2 protein-coding genes and 2 pseudogenes are annotated in these 1,999 nt (G+C 39.7%); 1 reads left to right on the top strand and 3 read right to left on the bottom strand.

All coding sequences use genetic code 11. From position 1 onward, the window contains the following. The 3 genes and pseudogenes from ACFIQE_RS09880 to ACFIQE_RS09870 all read right to left on the bottom strand — a co-directional run. Positions 1–200 (bottom strand): annotated as a pseudogene (locus ACFIQE_RS09880) (hypothetical protein); the annotation flags it as partial. Next, the gene (locus ACFIQE_RS09875; protein WP_375641100.1) at positions 193–444 is read right to left on the bottom strand and encodes a type II toxin-antitoxin system Phd/YefM family antitoxin; all 252 of its coding nucleotides are present in this window, start codon (positions 442–444) and stop codon (positions 193–195) included. The gene ACFIQE_RS09875 and the pseudogene ACFIQE_RS09880, both read right to left, overlap by 8 nt. A 123-nt stretch (positions 445–567) precedes the next feature. Further along, a complete protein-coding gene (locus ACFIQE_RS09870; protein WP_375641099.1) occupies positions 568–1,089 on the bottom strand; it encodes a Rha family transcriptional regulator in 522 nt (173 codons plus the stop codon). A 473-nt stretch (positions 1,090–1,562) separates the two neighbouring features. On the opposite strand from ACFIQE_RS09870, the pseudogene ACFIQE_RS09865 reads away from it, so the two are divergent. Then, positions 1,563–1,999 (top strand): annotated as a pseudogene (locus ACFIQE_RS09865) (phage tail protein); the annotation flags it as partial.

Here is a 1,999-nt window from a genome sequence, read left to right as displayed (position 1 = left end):
CGTCTACATTCTATCTCAGGTACTTTTAAGCTATATTGTAAATTAATAGGCTCTTGAGAAGTGATAGGAAACAAAAAGAAATGGCTTTCAGTTTTAACCATAACACAGGAAGGACGCGCTTTACGTCCTGAATGTTCACCTTTTTGCGCTTGTTCGTGCCATAAATAATAATATTGAACAACATCCCCCGCTTTAAACATGTTCATCACTATTCAAAATGTCATCTAAACCACGATCTAAATCATCTAATATATTTTGCGGTGCATCTGCGTAAACAAAAGATTGTGCGCAAGAACGCGCTTTTATTAATTCATGATATAAATCAACAGGAAGCATAATGATTTTTTCACGCCCTCGCTTTGTTAAAGCTACAGGTGTAGACATAGCCTCGTCTAAAATATCGCCAGCACCACGGTTTACATCTGTAAAACTATATTTTTTCATATGCACATCCTATCTTTAATGTATCATACATATTATACGTATAATACGTATTATGTAAAGATATTTTACGGCATTAACCACCTCCCCGCCTAAAAGACGAGGAGATAAAATTATATTGTAGGTCTAAGCTACTTTTGCAATCGGATTTGCTAAAACCCGCTTAGCTTCTTCAACAAGCGTTTTGTAATGTTTGCTCTCTTCTGCTAATGTAAAGGCTTTCACAAGATGCATGTGAAGCGGTCCATAAATGTAAACAGCTTTTTCAGTAGCTCCCATCTCATCCCAGTTGCTTGGAAAATCAAAACGTGTATCACGGTCATTATCAATTAACTGGTTTTTTAAATCATAGAAAGCTTTAACGAGTGCTTTTTTGAATGCACGCACCGTATCATTGTTACGCATATAGGTCATGAGTAGAGTGGCTTGTGGTTCATTGAGAATAGCAACTTCTCTCTTTTGACCACCTTTACCGTCTCTTTTACTCACTTGGATTTCAAATCCAAGTGAACCAAACTCTTCAAAATCCTTACGATTATTGCGTACTAACTGTATAACTGTTTTATGCGTATTACCCACACCCTCTGCAATTTTTAAAGAAGTTGTAACAGCAATACCAGCATTGTTGATCGTCACTAAATTGTTCATGATGAACTCCTAATGGTTTTAATGTCTCTATTGACACCCCCAAGGGTGCCGGGCGTTAGAAACACGGCCATTAGTCCGTCGCTATGTCTTCCCTTCGTGAGAAGGTATTGTATAGCATAGCTACACCCGACAAAATCGTTATATGCCAATAATAGCATAAAAGACAATCAGTATTTTAAATGCATGGGAGAGATCTTACGTGACCTATCCGCTAATGGTTTAGTGTTTCTAGCACTTGTGATTCGATTAACATGAGGGTTTATTAGTGTCAATATGCTTTTAAAAAATTATTTCACATATTGTTGTTTTCAAAGGATCGCATTTGAAATGCTACCCTTTACTATTCACTCGCATTTGAAATGCGAGTGAACCAAAATCCTTATGATTTGCTGTTTTAAAGGGTGCGATTTCAAATCCAACCCTCATTTTTCCCATTCATTTTCATTCATCCCTCATTTAAAGGAGCATAAAGTATGGCAACAGGTTTTCTACACGGTGTTGAAGTTGACGAGGTCGACGACGGCACCCGCCCCCTTCGCGCGGTTCAGTCTGCCGTTATCGGGATTGTTGGCACAGCACCCGATGCCGATGACCGAGCATTCCCTCTCAACACACCGGTTTTGGTAGCAGGCTCTCTTTCACAAGCTGCAAAACTCGATAGAACAGGCAAACGACGCGGCACTTTACCCAATGCCCTTGATCTTATTTTTAAACAAGTAGGAGCAATTGTCGTTGTCGTACGTGTGAACGAGGGTGACAACGAAAATGCAACACTCACCAATATTCTGGGTGGTGTAAACGCAAATGGTGCTTATGAAGGTGTTCATGCTTTCATTGGAGCACAATCCATTGTAGGACAAACACCACGCATTCTGATTGCGCCAGGCTTTACACATCAACGCCCTTCCAG

It is taken from the genome of Bartonella sp. AA1HLJMS (genome assembly GCF_042197445.1).
GTDB lineage: Bacteria > Pseudomonadota > Alphaproteobacteria > Rhizobiales > Rhizobiaceae > Bartonella.
Note: the sequence above shows the minus strand (reverse complement) of the source record. Positions and strands in the feature narration are given on the sequence as shown.